The sequence below is a fragment of the Tuberibacillus sp. Marseille-P3662 genome (genome assembly GCF_900178005.1).
Lineage (GTDB): Bacteria > Bacillota > Bacilli > Bacillales > Sporolactobacillaceae > Marseille-P3662.
In genome coordinates, this window is the sequence record NZ_FXBS01000006.1 from 889159 (window position 1) to 909307 (window position 20149).

Annotated in this window: 22 protein-coding genes and 1 tRNA gene; 15 read left to right on the plus strand and 8 right to left on the minus strand. The window is 41.4% G+C overall.

Going from position 1 to position 20149, the window contains the following annotated elements:
* Nucleotides 1–98: 98 nt before the first annotated feature.
* Nucleotides 99–1043: a metal ABC transporter solute-binding protein, Zn/Mn family gene (locus B9Y89_RS13080; protein ID WP_085523655.1), complete on the plus strand. Its 945-nt coding sequence runs from the start codon at nucleotides 99–101 to the stop codon at nucleotides 1041–1043.
* Nucleotides 1044–1087: 44 nt separating this feature from the next.
* On the opposite strand, the gene B9Y89_RS13085 is transcribed toward B9Y89_RS13080, so the two are convergent.
* From B9Y89_RS13085 to B9Y89_RS13105, 5 genes are all read right to left on the minus strand, one after another.
* Nucleotides 1088–1504 carry a Fur family transcriptional regulator gene (locus B9Y89_RS13085; RefSeq protein WP_085523656.1) on the minus strand — a complete coding sequence of 139 codons (417 nt, stop codon included), beginning with the start codon at nucleotides 1502–1504 and terminating at the stop codon, nucleotides 1088–1090.
* Nucleotides 1482–2354: a metal ABC transporter permease gene (locus B9Y89_RS13090; protein ID WP_176222217.1), complete on the minus strand. Its 873-nt coding sequence runs from the start codon at nucleotides 2352–2354 to the stop codon at nucleotides 1482–1484. Before B9Y89_RS13090 ends, B9Y89_RS13085 begins: the two co-directional genes overlap by 23 nt.
* Nucleotides 2347–3234 carry a metal ABC transporter permease gene (locus tag B9Y89_RS13095; protein ID WP_176222218.1) on the minus strand — a complete coding sequence of 296 codons (888 nt, stop codon included), beginning with the start codon at nucleotides 3232–3234 and terminating at the stop codon, nucleotides 2347–2349. The genes B9Y89_RS13090 and B9Y89_RS13095 overlap by 8 nt, the downstream gene beginning before the upstream one ends.
* Nucleotides 3221–3937, minus strand: coding sequence for a metal ABC transporter ATP-binding protein (locus B9Y89_RS13100; protein ID WP_085523659.1), 717 nt, complete (start codon nucleotides 3935–3937; stop codon nucleotides 3221–3223). The genes B9Y89_RS13095 and B9Y89_RS13100 overlap by 14 nt, the downstream gene beginning before the upstream one ends.
* Before the next feature lie 129 nt (nucleotides 3938–4066).
* The gene (locus B9Y89_RS13105) at nucleotides 4067–5314 is read right to left on the minus strand and encodes a YeeE/YedE family protein (RefSeq protein ID WP_085523660.1); all 1248 of its coding nucleotides are present in this window, start codon (nucleotides 5312–5314) and stop codon (nucleotides 4067–4069) included.
* 244 nt (nucleotides 5315–5558) lie between these two features.
* Here B9Y89_RS13105 and B9Y89_RS13110 point away from each other — a divergent pair, with 244 nt between their 5' ends.
* The 3 genes from B9Y89_RS13110 (at nucleotide 5559) to B9Y89_RS13120 (ending at nucleotide 7749) form a co-directional block, all read left to right on the plus strand.
* Complete coding sequence (locus B9Y89_RS13110; RefSeq protein ID WP_085523661.1) at nucleotides 5559–7058, plus strand: sodium-dependent transporter; 1500 nt, start codon at nucleotides 5559–5561, stop codon at nucleotides 7056–7058.
* A gap of 1 nt (nucleotide 7059) precedes the next feature.
* On the plus strand, nucleotides 7060–7164 hold the full coding sequence (locus B9Y89_RS18810; RefSeq protein ID WP_139822803.1) for a methionine/alanine import family NSS transporter small subunit: 105 nt from the start codon (nucleotides 7060–7062) through the stop codon (nucleotides 7162–7164).
* A 399-nt stretch (nucleotides 7165–7563) separates the two neighbouring features.
* The gene (locus B9Y89_RS13120; RefSeq protein ID WP_139822804.1) at nucleotides 7564–7749 is read left to right on the plus strand and encodes a Fur-regulated basic protein FbpA; all 186 of its coding nucleotides are present in this window, start codon (nucleotides 7564–7566) and stop codon (nucleotides 7747–7749) included.
* Nucleotides 7750–7766: 17 nt separating this feature from the next.
* Here B9Y89_RS13120 and B9Y89_RS13125 read toward each other — a convergent pair whose 3' ends face one another.
* On the minus strand, nucleotides 7767–8738 hold the full coding sequence (locus tag B9Y89_RS13125) for a bile acid:sodium symporter family protein (protein WP_085523664.1): 972 nt from the start codon (nucleotides 8736–8738) through the stop codon (nucleotides 7767–7769).
* A gap of 277 nt (nucleotides 8739–9015) precedes the next feature.
* Between B9Y89_RS13125 and B9Y89_RS13130 the strand changes: the two genes are divergently transcribed.
* Both B9Y89_RS13130 and B9Y89_RS13135 read left to right on the plus strand, forming a co-directional pair.
* Nucleotides 9016–9453: a GNAT family N-acetyltransferase gene (locus B9Y89_RS13130; protein WP_254901249.1), complete on the plus strand. Its 438-nt coding sequence runs from the start codon at nucleotides 9016–9018 to the stop codon at nucleotides 9451–9453.
* 278 nt (nucleotides 9454–9731) lie between these two features.
* Nucleotides 9732–10355 (plus strand): GNAT family N-acetyltransferase, encoded by a 624-nt coding sequence (locus B9Y89_RS13135; RefSeq protein ID WP_369596733.1) that lies wholly within the window; start codon nucleotides 9732–9734, stop codon nucleotides 10353–10355.
* Between the two features lie 70 nt (nucleotides 10356–10425).
* On the opposite strand, the gene B9Y89_RS13140 is transcribed toward B9Y89_RS13135, so the two are convergent.
* A complete protein-coding gene (locus B9Y89_RS13140) occupies nucleotides 10426–10689 on the minus strand; it encodes a hypothetical protein (RefSeq protein ID WP_085523666.1) in 264 nt (87 codons plus the stop codon).
* A 737-nt stretch (nucleotides 10690–11426) separates the two neighbouring features.
* Between B9Y89_RS13140 and B9Y89_RS13145 the strand changes: the two genes are divergently transcribed.
* The 7 genes from B9Y89_RS13145 (at nucleotide 11427) to B9Y89_RS13175 (ending at nucleotide 15810) form a co-directional block, all read left to right on the plus strand.
* Nucleotides 11427–11909 carry a DUF2975 domain-containing protein gene (locus B9Y89_RS13145; RefSeq protein ID WP_085523667.1) on the plus strand — a complete coding sequence of 161 codons (483 nt, stop codon included), beginning with the start codon at nucleotides 11427–11429 and terminating at the stop codon, nucleotides 11907–11909.
* Nucleotides 11910–11918: 9 nt separating this feature from the next.
* A complete protein-coding gene (locus tag B9Y89_RS13150; protein WP_085523668.1) occupies nucleotides 11919–12134 on the plus strand; it encodes a helix-turn-helix domain-containing protein in 216 nt (71 codons plus the stop codon).
* A gap of 96 nt (nucleotides 12135–12230) precedes the next feature.
* Nucleotides 12231–13022 carry a DUF817 domain-containing protein gene (locus tag B9Y89_RS13155; protein ID WP_085524738.1) on the plus strand — a complete coding sequence of 264 codons (792 nt, stop codon included), beginning with the start codon at nucleotides 12231–12233 and terminating at the stop codon, nucleotides 13020–13022.
* 152 nt (nucleotides 13023–13174) lie between these two features.
* Nucleotides 13175–13441 (plus strand): hypothetical protein, encoded by a 267-nt coding sequence (locus B9Y89_RS13160; RefSeq protein ID WP_085523669.1) that lies wholly within the window; start codon nucleotides 13175–13177, stop codon nucleotides 13439–13441.
* Between the two features lie 103 nt (nucleotides 13442–13544).
* Nucleotides 13545–14123 (plus strand): non-oxidative hydroxyarylic acid decarboxylases subunit B, encoded by a 579-nt coding sequence (locus B9Y89_RS13165; RefSeq protein WP_441351488.1) that lies wholly within the window; start codon nucleotides 13545–13547, stop codon nucleotides 14121–14123.
* 14 nt (nucleotides 14124–14137) lie between these two features.
* Complete coding sequence (locus tag B9Y89_RS13170) at nucleotides 14138–15559, plus strand: non-oxidative hydroxyarylic acid decarboxylases subunit C (protein WP_085523670.1); 1422 nt, start codon at nucleotides 14138–14140, stop codon at nucleotides 15557–15559.
* A 17-nt stretch (nucleotides 15560–15576) separates the two neighbouring features.
* Complete coding sequence (locus tag B9Y89_RS13175; protein WP_085523671.1) at nucleotides 15577–15810, plus strand: non-oxidative hydroxyarylic acid decarboxylases subunit D; 234 nt, start codon at nucleotides 15577–15579, stop codon at nucleotides 15808–15810.
* A gap of 191 nt (nucleotides 15811–16001) precedes the next feature.
* Here the strand turns inward: B9Y89_RS13175 and B9Y89_RS13180 are convergent.
* Nucleotides 16002–16075, minus strand: a tRNA-Pro gene (locus B9Y89_RS13180).
* Nucleotides 16076–16303: 228 nt separating this feature from the next.
* Here B9Y89_RS13180 and B9Y89_RS13185 point away from each other — a divergent pair.
* Nucleotides 16304–18295, plus strand: coding sequence for an acetoacetate--CoA ligase (locus tag B9Y89_RS13185; RefSeq protein ID WP_254901250.1), 1992 nt, complete (start codon nucleotides 16304–16306; stop codon nucleotides 18293–18295).
* 118 nt (nucleotides 18296–18413) lie between these two features.
* Nucleotides 18414–20117 carry an ABC-ATPase domain-containing protein gene (locus tag B9Y89_RS13190; protein ID WP_085523673.1) on the plus strand — a complete coding sequence of 568 codons (1704 nt, stop codon included), beginning with the start codon at nucleotides 18414–18416 and terminating at the stop codon, nucleotides 20115–20117.
* Nucleotides 20118–20149 lie beyond the last annotated feature (32 nt).

Below are 20149 nucleotides of genomic sequence, written 5' to 3' on the forward strand. Positions count from 1 at the left end.
TCTATTTACAAAAGAGTAGATTACTATGTATAATGTTAATCGTAATGATTATGATTTGAAGTTGATGGCAATAGTAAGAATAGAGGACGTGACAGGCTTTGAAAAAAAAGGTATATATACTCATAATGCTGGCGATGGTTGTTGCGAGTGTGTCAGCTTGCGGATATCTGGATCAAGGGAATGAGGATAACGGACATCAATCATTAACAATCTATACGAGCATGTACCCAATTTACGATTTTACACGAACAATAGCTGGAGAGCGAGCGAATGTTAAGCAAATCATTCCCCCTGGCGTTGAGCCGCATGCCTATAGACCAACAGCCAAGGATTTGATTCAGCTGAATGATGCTGATGCGATGATTTATTTAGGTGCGGGTTTAGAACAATGGGCCGAACAAGCTAAAACAACAGTGCAAACGAATGTTGAATTTGTGAAATTAAGTGAAAAAATTGATCTCATTCCCCTTGAGAAAACTGGCCATGACCATGCAGATTCATCCCATCATGAAAGTGAGAATGATCCTCATTATTGGCTTGACCCTATGCGGGCTAAAACGATGGCTGAATCCATTAAAAATTTGCTCATCAAGTTAGATCCTAAAGGGGAAGCGATTTATAAGCAGCGTTACGAGACCGTCGTTGCGAAATTAAATGATTTAGATCAAGCTTATAGCAAGTTGGTTAATACGACATCTAACAAGGATATACTTGTGTCTCATGCCGCGTTCGGTTATCTTGCTAAAAGATATGGTTTGAAACAAATTCCAATATCAGGTATTTCTCCGAATGAAACACCGACCCCACGAAAATTAAAGCACACTATTGAGCAAGCTAAGCGTCATGATATCAAGTATATCTTTTTTTCAAAGTTGGTTAATACGGAAGTCGCCGAAGCTTTGCAGGAAAGGCTCGGTACAGACCCCCTTGTATTAAACCCAATCGCTAATGTTAGCAAACAAACATTTGATGACCGCGGTGTTAGTTACTTCAGTTTAATGCGAGACAATCTTAATCAATTGAAAATAGCTTTAAAAGATTAAAAAAGCAACCGGATGGTGATCCGGTTGCTTTAGTGTGTGATTTTCTATGAGGATTGACAATGATAACAGTGACCGTAAATTTCAAATTTGTGGCCGCTGATATCAAAGTCATTGATATGCTCATTAATGGTCTCCATTGGGCAAAATTCAATGAACTCTGTTTTGCCACACTTTGTGCAAATGAGATGATGATGATGACCCTGATGACCACAAGCATAACGATAATTTTTTTCTCCACTTAACTCTGTACCTTCCAAAATGCCGATATTTTCAAAAAGGGATAGATTGCGATAAACGGTATCATAACTGAGTGTAGGGTATTCAGTTTGCATATATCTCAGCACATCTTTGGCGGTCAAATAACGATCTTCCTGAGCAAATAGTTCAACCAACATTTTCCGTTTATCTGTGTACTTATAGCCGTGTTTTTTTAGAATATTAAGAGCCTTTTGGACTTCCATGGAGCATCCCCCGTTTAGCATTCACCCGTATATGCCGATATAGGATGAAGAATAAGAGTATCACAGCAGCACTTATGATGACCGCGCCGCCTGTCGAAATGTCAATAACTAATGATAATAATGATCCCAATAATACAGATGTCTCGCCGGTGATCACGGAAACGAGAACGAGTTGCTTGAAACTATGCGCAATGACTAATGAGGCAGCTGCGGGCAGAATCATCAATCCAGCAACGAGCATGACGCCGACAACTTGAACCGAGACAGAGATAACAATGGATAAAACCAAAGTGAACAATACGTTCCCCAATCGATAGCGTTGAGGGTTAACCTTGGCTAATTCTCGATCAAACGTCGTGACCAAAATAGTATGATAAAATATTATAATGAAAACCAATGCCATTATCGTTGCGATTACTGTCATTATAACATCCCCATGTGTCGCGGCAAGCAAGTTACCGAACAGAGCATTATAAAACGTATTATTATAACCATCAACGATATTGAAAATAACTGTTCCGAGTCCAATACCACAGCTTAATACAGCGGGGATAGCGGCGTCAGCAAATCCTTTGAAATGATCACGCAACCATTCAACAAGGAAGGCACCTGCGAACGCGAAGAGCGTTCCGTAGACTGGCGGAGGTACGGCTGTCGGTAAAGGGAGGATGTCTCCGACGACGGCCCCCAAGGCAATCCCGGCTAGTGTCATGTGTGATAAGGCCCCGCTAATATGAGCAACCCGTCTCGTAACGGCAAAAACCCCAATTAAGGGAGCGCTAATACCAATCATAACCGCGACAATAAGAGCTTCTAGTAAAAAGTCATAATCTGTGAGCCAATCAAGCACCATGCTCACCCCCATAACCTCGGGATAACTGTTTGCCCATTTTTTTTCTTCCTTGTTTATGAACCGTTGTTGCCGTCATCACAATAAAACTTAAAACGGCAAACGTACCGCCAGGCGGCAAATTAAGCATGAATCCCGATATCATCCCGGTTAATAACTCGAGTTCACCAAAGAGGGCAGAAAAAAGTAACAACTGCCGAAAACTGCGTGCGTAGTTTAAGGCTGCTAAAACTGGCAAAACAACAACTGCGGAAATAAGCAGCACGCCAACAATCAACATCGTGGCGCTGATGACACCTGCTGTCATGAATAAAAATAACCATTCGGTTATACTTTGTTGCCTCCGTGATAGCAATGATGCTGTGTCTCGTTCAAAGGCTATAATGATCAAAGGACGGCGAAACAAATATAGGAGACAACCAACAATCATAGTCAAGCTGACAATCACCATCAACTTTTCTCGGGTTACTGTCAGCAAACTTCCAAACAAATAAGCATTTAGATCGGTGTTAACAGCGTCTGCAAAGTTAAGTAAAACAATACCTAATCCTAAAGCACTTGATAAAACGACTGGAATGGATAGTTCTTCAAAATATCGAAACGCTTTTGATAAAGGTTTAAAAACAAATGAACCTAGAAAGGCAAACACCATGGCAAAATAAGTTGGTGATATAAAAGTAAATACCGGAAAGAAAGATTTGATCGCAAAACCGCTTGCTAGTCCCGTAAAAGCAAGATGGGAGACTGCATCAGCTATCAAAGCCTGTCTGCGTACAACAATGAATGCTCCCAGTAGCGGGCAGAAACCGCCAATGATTAAAGCCGCCCACAATGAACGTTGTAAAAAGGGGTACGTCAAAAACGCTTCAATGGCATTCATCCGGGTCACCTTCTTTGATCTGGCATGTCTCATGTGCCGATCCTTGATTCAAATAAGTGATGCGGTCAACGATGGCTGACATAGCGTCGATGTCATGGGTGACGAGTAGGATGGTATATGTCCGGGCCGCTTTCAGGTACGTCAGCAGTTCATAAAAAGCTTTGACTGACGCTTCGTCAATCCCAACGGTAGGTTCATCAAAAATCAGCAAATCGGGATCACTGACAAGAGCACGGGCGATAAAAACGCGTTGCTGTTGACCACCAGATAATTCACCAATCGGCCGTTTGGCGTGTGCAGCCATGCCGACCGTAGCCAACGTCTCTTGGATTTGTAGTTTATCCTGCCGGTTTAACCAGTGCCATATTTTCTTTTGATTATATAAACCCATGGCAACGACCTCATACACGGTTGCGGGGAATCCAGAATTAAAACTATTTGATTTTTGCGATACATAACCGATTTTATGCCAATGACGAAATATCTTTTGTGGTTGGTCAAACAAGTTGACTTGCCCTTTGTAATCTCGTAATAATCCTAAAATAATTTTAATTAAAGTGGATTTTCCAGAACCGTTAGGACCGGCTAAGCCAATAACCTCACCGCTATTTATGGTTAAATTGATATGATCTAAAACTTGTTGTTTGTCATAAGTATAGGAAACATTACTAACGTCGATAATGGATTTACTGTCATTTGTCATAAGGTCACATCCGAAATCATAATCATTACGAATTATAGTATATATAAGAAAAAGCGTAATGTAAATAGTAATATTTACGATTTGTGAACAAAAAATAAAAACCCCGCGGATGCGGGATTTTTATGATGACTAGCAGAAGCTGTCTTTGGATTTTGGAACAGACATGCCGAACAAAGGTCTAATATATAGCGCAAGAAAAGTACCAGCTAGCGCCATAATCATCCATACCCAGCCGTGCAGACTGAAAGAAGCGATACCGCCAAAATAGGCACCAATATTGCAACCAAAGGCAATCCGAGCACCATAACCCATAAGAAGACCACCGACAATGGAAGCGATCGCTCGCTTGAATGGAACCTTTTTCATCGCAAACAATCCACCAGCAACCGAAGCAAGAAAAGCTCCTAAAATGACGCCGAAGTCAAGGACGCTTGTCGAATGGGCAAGCACTGATTGATCAAGAGATGCACTCTTAGCGCCCGACCAATACGTCCACTGTGTCACATCGATACCAACAGCCTGTGCGGCTTTAGCTCCCCATAAAGCAAATGCGGATGTGACGCCCCATGGGTTTCCGCGAACCATTAAAGTAACAGCATTTAATACAGCAAGCGCTATGGCTGCCGCCCAAAGCGGCCATGACCCACGGAAGAACCGTTTAACGCCACTTGTTGTCGGTAATGGTTTAATTTGTGGCGGTTGTTTTTTTCTACGGATGACATAGGTTAATAGAAAGATCACGGCAAATACAGCTAATTGAACGATCCATGCACCTAAAAAGCCAAGCCCTGTGCTTTCAGCTAATGAAATTGCAGGGAAGGACGGTAGTTCATTCACCCAGAATCCCCAATGCCAGGTTCCTAAAAAGGATCCGACGATAAAAGCGGCTAAGGTAATGAACATAGCCGAACGACCACCGCCAACTGCATAGAGAGTTCCTGATGCGCAGCCGCCGCCAAGTTGCATGCCAATACCGAACATAAAGGCCCCAACAACCACGCTCCAACCAACGGGAGACACATAACCTGTGGCTGTCTGACCGAAGAAGGCGAATCCGCTCGCTAGAATGGGTGCGAATAATGTACAAGCAACGGCAAGCATAATCATATGTGCCCGCATCGCCTGACCGTTTCCAACGGCTAACAACCGCCTAAATGCTGATGTGAATCCAAAACGTGCATGGAATAATGTATAACCAAAACCAATACCAAGCCAAAACGTTAGTAATTGTCGTAGGTCGACAACACTTAAAATCGCATAGCTCAGCAATAAAGCAACAACCAGACCGCAACCAATCAATAGTTTCTGTGGATGGGGCAGCACTGTCTGATTTAACTGGTGCTGCTTAGTCTGCATCGTTGATTGATTCATAGCCATATATAAAGCCTCCAATTCTTATCAATTATATCGGATTAATAGTACTAAATTATCATAGTAAATTCATACCTATTTGTAAACCGAAATGTTCTCCATGGTATTAAAAATATAAAATAGGAATGCTTTGACATTTACTCGCATAATAGCTATACTAATAACGAAATTGTCAGAAAAGCCAAAAACAAGATAACCTTCTGGCAATATCTAGGACTATATTCTTATTTATAGGGGAGGACAAAAGTCTATGGAAAATCGCTCGCAATGGGGGACGCGCGCCGGGTTTATATTGGCTGCCGTCGGTTCAGCAGTTGGTCTAGGCAATATATGGCGCTTTCCTTACGTTGCCTATGACAATGGTGGCGGTGCATTCTTTCTGCCTTATTTAATTGCACTTTTGACGGCTGGTATTCCGATTTTAATTATGGAATTTACGCTCGGTCATAGGTATCGGGGGTCGGCACCATTAGTGTTCAGAAAAATGAATAAAAAAGCAGAATGGCTTGGTTGGTGGCAAGTCTTTATCGCATTTATTATTTCAACCTATTATGCTGTTATTATTGCTTGGGCAATGGCATACGCTATTTTTTCTTTTAATCTTTCATGGGGAAATGATACAGCAGGATTCTTGACAGGCGACTATCTTAAGCTCGTTGATGCCGGCCAGTTTGGAAGTCTTGTACCAAGCGTTTTGATTCCTTTAATCATTGTATGGGTTCTTGTATTAGGAACGTTATTTAAAGGGGTTCGAAAAGGGATTGAAGTTGCCAATAAAATTTTTATTCCGACATTACTTGTCTTGTTTTTAATTATCGTTATTCGCGCTGTGACATTGGATGGAGCACTGCAAGGATTGAACGCGATGTTTCAGCCGGATTGGTCGCAAATTGCGAATGCGGATGTATGGATTGCTGCTTATGGTCAAATCTTCTTTAGCTTATCGATTTGTTTTGCGATTATGATTACTTATTCCAGTTACTTGCCTAAAAAATCTGATATCAATAATAACGCCTTTATTGCTGGTTTTAGTAATTCCAGTTTTGAATTACTTGCGGGTATTGGTGTTTTCAGTGCCATCGGTTTTATGGCCAATACGACTGGGCAGCCTGTTGAAGAAGTTGTGAATTCAGGTGTCCTATTAGCGTTTGCTGTCTTTCCGGAAATCATTAATCAAATTCCCGGTATACCAGGATTATTCGGATTTTTGTTCTTTGCATCACTCGTTTTGGCAGGAATGTCATCACTGATTTCAATATGCGAAACTTACATTGCCGCTTTTCAAGAGAAATTCAATATTTCTAGAACAAAAGCAGTCGCGATCGGCGGCGGTCTTTCAGCCGTTATTTCACTAGTTTACGCCACCCAAGGCGGTCTTAATTTCTTAGACACCGTTGATCACTTTGTCTTATCAATGGGCGTCGGATTAGCTGGATTAGTCGAAGTCATTGTCATTGCTTGGGTATTGCGTAAGGTCAAGAACCTACAGGAATATAACAATGCGCTTTCTGATATTAAGGTTGGCAGTTGGTGGGTCATCTGTTTGACGGTGATAACACCTATCTTGATGACGTTTATGATGGCTCAATCCATCTATACGGATTTGACTGAGCAATATAGCGGTTATCCATGGTCGTTCCTCATCATTTGTGGTTGGATTATGCTAGCTCTAACTTTGATTGCCGGATTTATCTTTACCAGTGTGAAATGGAAGTCGGGTCTAGAAAAGCAAGATAAGGAGGTCAGTTAATATGAGCGGTGGCGCTATTACAATGATGGTTATCGGAATGGTGATTATTTGGGGCGGTCTTGGAGCGAGTATTTTTAATGCGGTTAAAATAGCGAAACAAAAATAACATTATAATGTGGCCCGCAAGGATGATACTTGCGGGCCACTCTTTTTTTCGTTATGTCGATTCAAGTTTTTCATTCGACAAGCTGTATGGGCATTCCTCTTTAATCTAATGGCTCTGTTAAACGTGACTGTTGATTTCACCTCAAGGGGTTCGCTTTCCGCGGGTAACGCTTCAAACCTCCTCATGTCCACAGGAATATCCTGCGGGGTCTTCAGCTGTTGCTGTTCCCGCAGCAGTCTCACGCATTTCTCTCCCATCAACGAAGGGCACAAAAAACAACAATGGCCTTTAAATAGCCAATCTAATAAAAGCACGTGAAATCTTATAACAGGTTCAATGAAATCAGTTTATGTCATTTATATAATTAGTTTGAACCAAAACGGGTTGAGGAGAATGCCTATGACTGAACTTAGAAAAGCGGTTGAGCAAAGGAAGGCAGCGTATATTGAGATCCTTCAAAAAGCTGGTATTTATAAAAAAGCCAGTCGTGATTTACATGAGCTGACGTTAAGTGAGTTGGAAAAAGAAATCAGCTGGTGCTCGGATCCCATTAAAAAAGATATGGGAAGCTCCCATACCTCTTAATGAAATTCCTAATGTCTTTAGTTGAAAGTCTTTGGTTCATTTGACTTTGACGCTTCGACTGATTTATTTTTTTTATTTCTAAACAACGTCGCAACAATAGGGCCAGATAAGTTATGCCACACACTGAAGATTGCGCTTGGTACCGCAGCTAAAGGGGAAAAATGAGCAACCGCCAAGCTTGCTCCTAGCCCGGAGTTTTGCATGCCAACTTCGATGGAGACAGCTTTTTGTTTGTCAGGGGTCATCTTAAGTAACTTTGCTAGTCCGTAACCCACAAGCAAACCAAGAAGATTATGAAGCATCACGATCGCAAAGATTTCAAGTCCGGTGCTCGCTATTTTTTCATTATTCGTCGCAACAACCGCGGCGACGATAGCGACAATAGCAATCACAGAGACAAGGGGTAAAACCTTGACACCCGCCTCAACTTTTCCGCGCAACAGCATTTTCACTAGTAATCCTAATATAATCGGAAGAATGACAATTTTTATAATGGATAAGAACAAGGACGTCACTGAAACCGATAACCATTGGCTGGCAAATAATAATATAAGTGCTGGCGTTAAAATCGGTGACAACAATGTTGATACCGTAGTGATCGCTACGGATAATGCCGTGTCTCCTTTGGATAAATAGGTCATAACGTTAGACGCTGTCCCGCCGGGGCAACAGCCGACAAGAATAATCCCAACCGCAACTTCAGGAGATACCGCAAATACGGTGGCCAACAAAAACGCTAACAATGGCATGATGGTATATTGAGCCAATACCCCGATTGCCACTTCTTTTGGCCGCTTAAAGACTTCCTTAAAGTCTTGGGTCGACAGCGTCAAACCCATGCCAAACATGATGATACCTAAAAGTGGAACAATGTAAGCAGAGATCCACGTGAAACCGCCCGGCATCATAAAGCCCAAAATGGCAAATAAAATCACCCATACCGCAAATGTACTGCTAACAAAATTACTTAAACGCTCTAAAGCTTTCATGTAATGCCCCCTTAAAAAGTAATATAAAAAGAATGATATTACATATTTTTCGCATTCGCAATATATTTCTGAATTTATGTTCTGAACATCTTACTATATGAACCCAGTTATGCTAATTTATTGTCGACAATACAAGACATTTTTCGAGCAATGCATGCAGGATATTGAAATTTTTAGTAGAAGTACTTAAAGCACAGGTTGGAATTGAAAACGAGGGATGGATAAAAATGAAGATACGAAATTCTGTTAAAGCTGTTATTTGTTTAGGGGATATCAATTGATCGGAGATGATCATTTCATGATAGCCATTAACTCTAAAACGATTCCTTCTTCAATAAAGAACCTTCTCTCTTGTGCTACTTCCGAAGAGAACGTTGATGGATCATATGAGCAATATAAACATTCTCAACATTTAAAATTATATGGATTTGAGCAAGGAGTAACATTTGTTGGTTGTATAGGCATTAAGTTTTTCAATTCAAATAAAGGTGAGATCAAACATATTGCTGTTTCTCCCAGTGAAAGAGGAAACGGGATAGGAGGCAAGATGATAAAGTTTGTCTGCCAAGAGCATTTGTTGAGTATGATTTCTGCTGAAACCGATCAAGACGCAGTTGGTTTTTATAGAAGGTTGGGTTTTAATATAACAAGTTTGGGTGAAAAGTACCCTAACGTAGAAAGGTTTTTATGTGTATATAATGGGGTTAAGGTATGAAATATGTTGTACGAGGGGCAGCAATATCTCAAACAATTACTTTATTTGGTTTCACGTATTTGAAGATGAAATTTAATCATAGAGGATAAATTAAGATGTTACGAAAGATGTTACAGAGACAAGTCAACCAATTTCCCGATTAATGAGGGGGAGAGTTTTTTATGTTGGCTCTTTTCTAAAAGAGTGTTGTTTTTTAAATAGGACCTATGACAGCTAAAATGTCGAAAATTATTGATTGGAGCGGAAGGTGCGAGACTCCTGCGGGAGGAGCGGGACAGGTGAGACCCCACAGGCGCAGAGCGCCGAGGAGGCTCACCGCCCGCCCCGCGGAAAGCGAGCATCCTGGAGCGGAAATCAACCCCTCCTCTGAAATAGCAACAAAGTTTACGAAAACAGCCTTTATGTTAATTAGAGAGATAAGACCTGAAGATGCTGAAAACTTCGTATGTTTAATTAAGCAAGTTGAAACTCAAGCTAATTTTATGCTTATGGAGTCCGGAGAAAGAAAGACTTCTATAGAACAACAACGTCAACAATTAGAACGTATGGAACAGCAAAGTCATTCAACAATATTTGTTGCAGAACAGGAAGAAGGAAAGTTAGTAGGCTATTTGGTTGTTATTGGTGGAAGTGTAAAGAGAACAAAACATTCTGCGTATCTTGTTATTGGTATTCTAGAAGAGTACAGGGGACGAGGAATAGGAACAAAGCTCTTTCAACGCGTAGAAGACTGGGCCATCAATCACAATATTTCACGATTAGAGCTGACAGTCGTCACTCAAAATGAAGCAGGCGTAGCTCTATATAAGAAAACAGGATTTGAAATAGAAGGTATGAAAAGACATTCACTTGTAATCGATGGTGCATTTTTCAACGAGTATTTAATGTCAAAATTATTATGACCCACAACATAGGTGTACACGTTCTTCACAATTGTTTACCTTCAGTATAGACCCATTGTCATTTAGTCATCTAATTTACAATACCAACAAAGAAAATACCGATGATCACTGAAACAACTGATACATATTTTAAAAAACCTTTTTCTCTTCTTGCAAAAGCAACAACTCCAAGGATAACTCCAATAATGTATATACCCATGCCAGCAAAAATCGCCGATAAAAAGTCTGACAAGCTTGTTGCTGACCATAAATCTAATGGCGAGAGTGGTTCAATTACTATAAACAAACCGATAACAACTAAAGCAACTGAGCATATACTGTATTTTTTATTCAAATAAGACATCCTTTAAAGTAAATTTACTTAATTATAACATTATTTAACTTTTAATGATGTATATATGGCGAAACGTTCGGGAACGTTTATCATTCTTCCATGGAATTGTGGGATGATCTAACAGAAAACTACGATTTAGTGATTTTTTGTGGCTGCACAGTTAAATAATCATTCATGTGAGTCAATTTCATAAATGCTTATATTCATCATTGATCCGAACACTCGAATGGTCTAATGTATTAATGTTTGTTAATTCAGCGCGTTAACATCGTTGATTGGAACGGCGGGCGGCGACTCCTGCGGGAATAGCATGAGTCTTGAGACCCCGCAATGCGATCAAGGATGATCAGCTAAATGCGTCACGTCCTGTGACAACGCTGATCCTACCCACATCCTGTGGGCATGAGGCTCAAGCCATGCCCGCGGAAGGCGTCCGCCTAGAGTAGATATCAACAGGCCAAGCACACTGACAAATGTTTGGGTTTTCTGCTTTAGTCTTGAATGATGAAATTGACTCATGTACTAAAACTAAAGAAGCAGATTTGTTGCATGGTTATAAATTGAATCGTTTAAAGTTATGAAGCATTCCCTTGTTATGAGGAATGCTTTTTGTCTTGTCTAGAAATTGAGTGATTCCCATAACAGTATAAATGCAATTAAATACAATAATTATTTATTGTAAATCGATAAAACATGTGTTAAATTCAAATTGACAATAACGAAGTGAGGTGCTTTCTGTGAAACGAGTGTCAACGTTCTTTTTAAAGATAGCTGTTATTCTTATTGGACTCCCAGTTCTTGCTGTGTGCATCTTTTTAGTGCCTGAGATAGCGAGTTATGCAGCAGAATTGTATCCAGATATGACTTATATGAAATATCTCGTTTTAATCGATTTGTATGCAGCGGCGATTCCTTTTTACTTTGCTCTATATCAAGCTTTTAAACTTTTACACTATATTGATAAGAACAAAGCGTTCTCGGAATTATCTGTAAGAGCATTAAAAAATATAAAACACTGTGCAATTACAATCAGTATCCTGTATGTAGTGGGCATGCCACTCTTTTATCTCATGGGGGAGAAAGATGACGCCCCAGGTATCATATTAATCGGAATGGTCATTATTTTTGCTTCATTGGTGATTGCCGTCTTTGCCGCTGTTCTTCAAAAACTGTTAAAAGAAGCGATTGATATAAAATCAGAAAATGATTTGACGGTCTGAGGTGATAACATGGCAATGATAATCAATATAGATGTGATGCTGGCTAAAAGGAAAATGAGTGTAACAGAACTTTCGGAGAGGGTTGGAATAACGATGGCTAACCTTTCTATATTGAAGAACGGAAAGGCAAAAGCCATTAGACTTTCAACTTTAGAGGCCATTTGTAAGGCTTTAGAATGTCAGCCTGGAGATATTTTAGAATACCGAAGTGATGAAGACACCTAAGATTAATCGTTCAATGAATCCACATTCATAACAGAGGAGTTACTCATGAACTTCATTCAAAATGATTCTCAGAAAAAAACTTTGAAGGGACAAATCATGAGAGTAATAATACAACTCATTCGTTTTGGTTGGGAGCAGGCCCTATCATGTTTGTTTCCTGTCGTTATTTTTGCCTCTTTGGCTTTTACACAAATCATGCCACTTCCCTTACTACCACGGTATGACTGGCTCCTCATCATCTGCCTTCTTATGCAGTGGTGGATGGTGTGCTCTGGGCTTGAAACACGAGATGAACTCAAGGTTATCACATTGTTCCACTTGATTGGACTTGCTCTTGAACTTTTTAAGGTACATATGGGTTCTTGGTCTTATCCAGAGGAAGGGTACTCCAAAATTTTTGGAGTGCCTTTGTACAGCGGATTCATGTACGCAAGTGTAGCGAGTTATCTTTGTCAGGCGTGGAGGAGGCTTAATGTTGAACTGGTAAAGTGGCCACCGTTTTTGGTCGTAGTTCCTCTTGCAGCTGCAATTTATTTGAATTTTTTCACCCACCATTATTGGATTGACGTCCGCCTGTGGCTATTTGGGCTTGTCATGATCGTCTTCTGGCAATCAAAGGTTACATACGAAGTTGGCGAAGCCCGTTACCGGATGCCACTCGCTCTTTCTTTTCTGCTGATCGGATTTTTTATATGGATAGCCGAAAATATCGCAACCTTCTTTGGAGCTTGGGAATATCCAAATCAAACCGATGCATGGAGTCTCGTTCATCTAGGAAAGGTGAGTTCATGGCTCTTATTAGTGATTGTTAGCTTTCTTATAGTAGCGACGCTCAAGCAAGCTAAGGGAAATGTTTACACTAGGAAAGGTATGAGTCAATTTTTATAACTGTTTTACTTCCTTAGATTTTCGATTTGTCGTAATATTCATGTGTCGTCTTGAGCTGCTTCTTAAAAACTACAAATACGAGTTCTATGTCACATAAACAGATGAAGACGTGTGAACAATACCGGTAGATTTTCATGAAAGGAGTTCAAATTATGGGACAAAAACAATGTAATGTTTTCTTGGCGGAATCTCCTGACCAATCATGGATGACATTTTGTACATCGGATGGCTATAACAAAGACGAAGCCCGCTCAAAGATTGAAGAAATACTCGAAAACGAGAAAAAAGCTTCTTCTTATCAATTGGATTATTTGGGTTTTGTCGACTTCAACGATATGGAGCCGGGGATTGCTGAGCAAACAGATCACTTTGAAAAATATGACCCAGTTTGGTTATTGAATACCTCGAGGCATCATTAAGTGTTGAAAGGCTCATTAAAAATGAATGCCGGGTTCTCCCGGCGTCATTTTTATGGCTAAGAAATGTCTGCTACTTATAAAAGGCAAGGAAGGAGGGAGCAGCTTGCGACTAATTGTGGGGATTTCCGGAGCAACAGGAGCCATTTTCGGCATCCGAATGCTTGAGTTCCTGCAAAGAGCGGGAGTGGAAACGCACCTCATCTTATCCCAATGGGCTGAAGTCACCGTTCATTTGGAGACATCCTATACGATGTCGGAAATAAAACAGCTTGCATCATATGTTTACTCACCCAAAAATTTGGCTGCTTCAATTTCCAGCGGGTCCTTCCAAGTCGATGGGATGGTTATCGCTCCTTGCAGCATGAAATCATTGGCTTCGATACGGCACGGCCTGGCTGATAACTTAATGACAAGAGCAGCTGATGTGCTTTTAAAGGAACGAAAAAAGTTGGTGTTATTAACACGCGAGATGCCATTCAGTGATATCCATCTTGAAAACATGCTAGATCTGTCAAGGATGGGTGTCACGATTTTACCGCCGGTCCCCGCCTTTTACAATCATCCTCAATCCATTGACGATCTGGTTAATCACATAGTGGTTCGAACGTTGGACCAATTCGGTCTTGATACCGAAGAAGCGAAACGTTGGAACGGCATTCATGCTACAACAAAAAATCGATAATCGGAGGGAGTACCATGGCTTATCAAGATTTAAGAGAATATATGGATAAATTGAAAGAAGAAGAACAGTTGTTAACGATCAAAGATGAGGTCATGCCCGAACCGGATTTAGGAGCAGCCGGAAGGGCAATCACGAATCTTGGTGAACATTCTCCTGCTATGTTGTTCAACAACATTAATGGGTATGAGAATGCACAAGTAGCCATGAATGTGATTGGATCTTGGCCCAACCATGCGTTGATGATGGGGTTGCCGAAAGATACACCGGTAAAGGAACAATTTTTTGAATTTGCTCGTAGATGGGATCATTATCCAGTCGAGGTAGAACGGGTAGAAACAGCACCATTCCAAGAAGTCGAAATAACTGAGGATATCAATCTGTTTGAAATCCTGCCGCTGTTCCGGCTGAATAGAGGAGATGGCGGGACTTACCTTGATAAAGCCTGTGTCATTTCTAAGGATCCATCCGATCCGGACAATTTTGATAAACAAAATGTCGGTATTTACCGTATGGAGGTGAAAGGAAAAGATCGTCTTGGTATTCAGCCCGTCCCAATGCATGATATTGCGATTCATTTACGGATGGCTGAAGAAAAAGGAGAAAATCTTCCGGTTGCCATCGCACTTGGTAACGAACCCGTGATTACGACAATCGGCGGATCGCCGATTGGTTATGACCAATCGGAGTATGAAATGGCAGGAGCCATTCAGGGAGAGCCCTACAAGGTCGTAAAGGGAAAAACTGTGGATCTAGACCTTCCGAGAGGAGCAGAAGTCGTTTTAGAAGGTGAAATTCTTGCTGGTGAACGGGAAGTAGAAGGGCCATTCGGAGAATTTACTGGTCATTATTCTGGTGGAAGAAAAATGCCAGTCATTCAAGTTAACCGGGTTTACCATCGTAAAAACCCGATCTTTGAACACTTGTATATCGGTATGCCATGGACAGAAGTGGACTATATGGTAGGAATTAACACCTGTGTCCCGATTTATAAAGACTTGAAAGCAGCGTTTCCAAATGAAATTGAGGCCGTCAATGCCATGTATACCCACGGATTTGTTGCGATTGTTTCCACAAAACAACGCTTTGGCGGGTTTGCCAAGGCTGTTGGCATGCATACAATGACAACCCATCATGGCCTTGGCTATTGTAAGATTGTGATTGTTGTTGATGAGGAGGTTGATCCGTTTAATTTGCCGCAGGTCATGTGGGCACTATCAACTAAGATGCACCCAAAACACGATGTCATCACAATTCCGGATGCTTCAATTGCACCTTTGGATCCTGGGTCAGAACCGGCAGGAATTAGTGACAAAATAATCCTTGATGCGACAACACCTGAAGCACCGGAAAATCGCGGCCATTATTCCCAACAGTTAGACGAACCGGTGGATACGAAGAAATGGGAAAAAATACTTTCTGACATGATGAGTAAATAAGTGAGGAGGTTGGAGCCATGAAAAAAATTTGCCCGCGTTGTGAAAGCGAAAAAGTAGAAAAGATCGCGGAATCTCCGGTGAGCGGAAAATGGGACATGTTTTTGTGTCATACATGCCTATTTTCTTGGAGGTCGACGGAACCTGAGGCGATTCAAGATCCGGAACTGTATAACAAACATTTCAAAATTGATCAGCATGATATTCCAAACTATGATAATGTCCCTGTCATACCGGAACGAAAAACAAAATAAATGAACTTGAAGGCTTGCAACAATTTGTAAAGTATATCTCAACCCAAAAAAAGATCCGTATCAACTTTAATAGTGATACGGATCTTTTGTTTAATGAATTAAATATTTTAGATTCATTCTGTCTTGAAAATTCCAGTCAGTTCAATGAAGGTTAAATGGAGACACATAATATGCTAAATAATGTTCTTGAATCGGGATGACAGGACTTGAACCTGCGACCTCAGCGCCCCCAGCACTGCGCTCTACCAAGCTGAGCTACATCCCGGTATTATGAAAATGTTAAATGCTTGGTAGTTAGTAAAGTTCGGAACGCCTAAAACCTTGTATATTATATTATATAAGGTCATCGGTTATTCATCAATAGCTATTTACAAGCATAATTTTGAAAGGGTTTACACAGGCTTTGGGCTTACTTATAATTAAAGTAATCCAAAATGAATTAAATTTCTAAAAACAACTGGACTTATGTTCTTACAAACTGGAGGGACGCTGTGTGACAACTGAAGGGGATTTGCTGTGGCAACCGTCGCAAGAATGGATCAATGAAACGAACATGGCCGATTATATGAAATGGCTTAAAACTGAGAAAAAAATAGATGTCAAAACCTATCAAGAACTATGGGAATGGTCTGTGAATGGACCTGAATCATTTTGGGCTTCACTTTGGGATTATTTCGATATCCAAACATCGACTGCTTATGAGCAGGTTATGAGTGATGATCCTATGCCTGCGACACAATGGTTTCCTGGAGCAAGGCTGAATTATGCTGAACATGTATTCCGCAATATGAAGGATGATGGCGAGGCGATAATCCATGCATCAGAACTACGTGTTCAAGACTCGATGACATGGGATGAATTGCACCGACAAACGGCAGCATTTGCTAATACATTGAAGCAAATCGGTGTCGAGCAAGGGGATCGTGTTGTAGCCTATGTGTCTAATATTCCGGAGGCCGTGGTCGCTTTTCTTGGGTGTGCCAGCATCGGTGCAATATGGTCAAGCTGTTCACCGGAATTCGGTTCTCGCAGTGTGGTTGACCGCTTTAAACAAATTGAACCCAAGGTCATGGTGACGGTTGATGGTTACCGGTTTGCGGGTAAAGATTACGATAGGATGTCTGTTATTCGCGAGATTCAGCAAGCGATTCCGAGTCTGGAGCATACGATTGTTGTTCCCTATTTAAAATCACAGCCCAATATTAAGGCACTGAAGAATGCGATGTTTTGGGATGACATGTTAGCAACCTATGCATCAGACACTCTCTCTTTTACTCATGTGCCGTTTGATCAACCCTTATGGATTTTATATTCGTCTGGAACGACAGGTATTCCCAAAGCGATTGTGCAAAGCCAGGGCGGTATTTTATTGGAGCATCTTAAAGCCCTAACCTTGCATAGTGATCTCAAAAATGACGATCGCTTCTTTTGGTACACGACAACGGGGTGGATGATGTGGAACTTATTAGTTGGTGGATTGCTCACAGGTTCCAGCATCGTTTTATATGATGGCAGCCCCAATGACCCTGATCTGAATGCTATGTGGCAGTTTGTCGAGGATGCGGGGATTACCGTATTTGGTACAAGTGCTGGTTATTTGACGGCCTGTATGAAAGCCGGTCTCGAACCGGGCAAAACCTTTGATTTAAGCCGTTTAAAAAGTATCGGTTCAACAGGTTCTCCGCTGCCGCCTGAGGGCTTCTCATGGGTTTATGAGAATGTCAAACAAGATTTGGCGCTTGGCTCTGTAAGTGGTGGAACGGATATGTGTACGGCCTTTATCCTCAATTGTCCTATATTACCTGTTCATGCGGGTGAACTGCAATGCCGCGGTCTTGGGTGTGCTGTTGAGGCTTATGATGATGATGGTCAGTCGCTCTTTGAAAATATCGGGGAACTCGTAATCACTCAACCCATGCCGTCTATGCCAATTTATTTTTGGCATGATCCTGACGGAGAGCGATACCAAGATAGCTATTTTGATGTCTATCCAGGCATCTGGAGGCATGGCGATTATATTAAAATCACCTCCCGCGGTAGCTGTGTGATTTACGGTCGTTCAGACGCAACCATTAACCGCGGCGGTGTCCGTATGGGAACAAGTGAAATTTATCGCGTTGTCGAAGGGCTTTCAGAAGTTACCGATAGTCTCATCGTTGATGTCAAACAATCACAGGGTCGGTCATTCATGCCACTGTTTGTCACGTTAGAGGACCAAACAGAACTGGATGATGCATTGAAAGGGAAAATCAAACAAAATATTAAAGATGGATGTTCACCGCGGCATATTCCGAATGAGATCTATGCGGTCGATGATATCCCTAGGACAATCAACGGTAAAAAACTTGAGGTTCCGGTAAAAAGAATACTAAGCGGCGTCCCTGCTAATAAGGCTGCCAATAAAGGCTCGATGCAAAATCCTGAGATTTTAGATATATTTATTCAATTGGCTGAACAATGGCAGAAAGAATTTAAAAACGCTTAATATGCTAACGCTCTCATTTGAGGGCGTTTTTTGTTTCTGATAGCCTCCCTTTGTTTGATTTGAGCGTAAAATATGGTTTAAATTAAAAGGTGGAATGGAAAAAGAGGAGGCGACGCACATGCAACAGTTGAAATCCACCCTCAAACGAATTGATGGTAAAGGGTATAAGGCTTATAAAGATATCCAGGGGAATTATCGTTTTCCGGATTATCAGTTGGCGATTGATTATGTCCAAGGGGACCCTTTCGCCAGCCCATCAAAATTCCGGGTGATTATACCGAGGGAGACATCAGCTTTTGGTGATGAAGCCACGGCGACGAAGTCTCGAAAAGTGGCCAGTGAAGACGACATTACGCGGTTCATTGACCGTGCGATTAAAAAAGAGTCCGGAAGTATAAAAGGCTCTGGAAAAAGTGGTTTGTTGACCATTGACGTACCGGGACAGGAAGTGATTGAGCGGACAGCCGTGACATTGACTCCTAAAAGTATCATTGTCTGTTTGTCCGTAGGTTTGCCAGCTCAGGGGCGACGCGTTCTTGGACAACAAGCTGAGAAAATATTTTTAACATTATTACCGAACGTGATCAGGCAGTCGGTTTTATCAATTCAAGCATCTGAGGTTGATCGTGTGACAAAGTTAGCGGATCAACAGCAAGCTATCAGACAATATATGCAAGATCATTCATACATAACGTTTGTCGCTGATGGCGCGATTCTCCCTCGTGCAAGTGGTGTCAACGACCGTCCGCTCCAAAAAGGAAAAGTTGTGCCATTTGAAAGTCCTGAATCAATGAAGGTAAGTATTGATATTCCTTACCGAGACAAGCCTTTGACCGGTATGGCGATTCCTAAGGGGATTTCATTGATTGTCGGCGGTGGTTTCCACGGCAAAAGTACTTTGTTAGAAGCCTTGCAGAAAAGTGTTTATGACCATATTGAAGGCGATGGCAGGGAGTTTGTCTGTACCGATCCGACAGCTGTGAAAATCAGGGCAGAAGACGGACGAAGTGTTGAAAAAGTTGATATTTCACCGTTTATCAATGATTTACCGTATGATAAAGATACCGCGAGTTTTACAAGTGAAGATGCCAGCGGGAGTACATCACAAGCGGCTAATATTATTGAAGCTTTGGAAGCAGGAACGGAAACGATACTCATTGACGAGGATACGAGTGCAACGAATTTTATGATCCGCGATGCCCGTATGCAAGCACTTGTGGCCAAAGCAACAGAACCGATTACGCCGTTTATTGATAAAGTGACACAATTGTATGCTGACTACGGTGTCTCAACGATTCTTGTTATGGGCGGTGCCGGCGATTATTTTGATGTGGCTGATCAAGTGATTCAAATGGATAAATATGTTCCTTATGATGTGACTGATCAAGCGAAATCAATTGCTAAAGATATCGTGTATCAACGGCAATCAGAAGGCGGCTCTGGTTTTGGTGATATTCAAGCGCGTACGCCAACAGAAAAAAGTGTGGCTATGTTGAATGACCGGAAGAACAAAGTCAAAACCCGGAGTAAGTACACGATTCAATTGGGTAAGACAACCATCGCCTTGAGTCACGTCGAACAAATCGTTGAAGATAGTCAAACACGGATGATTGCGGAAATTTTAAGCAGCGTCGCGAAAGAACAGACCTTTAAACAAAATCGGACTTTATCGGAATGGTTGGATCAAGTGGAGGAAGCCATGGATGATAAAGGCCTAGATACATTCGGCGCCTATAAAGGACATCCCGGTGAACTGGCGCGTCCAAGACGTTTTGAAATTGCTGCGAGTTTGAACCGATTGCGGACATTGGAAATAAAATAGAGGAAGAATCCCCAAGGGACATATGACCTTGG